The following is a 316-nucleotide window of genomic DNA, read 5'->3' as shown; positions in this document are numbered from 1 at the left end:
TTTACTATTCGTTTTTGCTTCTGCTGTACTGAATTTTACAGTATCTGCTCAATCTGTGGTGAAAATTGGCATGTCTACTGCCCTTTCAGGGCCCGCAAAAGAGATCGGTCAACAACTTAAAGCGGGTGCCGAACTACACTTTAACTTTTATAATCAGCACAAAGCGAATGGTGCTGCTGCGATTGAGTTGCAGGTATTGGATGATGGTTATGAGCCACACAAAACCGTAACCAATGCGCGTAAGCTCGTTTACGAAAATAAGGTCGATGCATTGTTTGGCGTCATGGGCACCCCCACATCTTATGCCATAAAGCCG

The 316-nt window shown here is 44.6% G+C and carries 1 protein-coding gene; it reads left to right on the top strand.

What is annotated here, in order from left to right; all coding sequences use genetic code 11:
* A partial coding sequence (locus CWC11_RS21840) for an ABC transporter substrate-binding protein (protein ID WP_171038519.1) occupies positions 1-316 on the top strand: 316 nt, incomplete at both ends.

The sequence above is a fragment of the Pseudoalteromonas sp. S3178 genome (assembly GCF_005886985.1).
In the GTDB taxonomy this organism is placed as follows: Bacteria; Pseudomonadota; Gammaproteobacteria; order Enterobacterales; family Alteromonadaceae; genus Pseudoalteromonas; species Pseudoalteromonas carrageenovora.
This window is presented reverse-complemented; position numbering and strand designations above follow the sequence as displayed.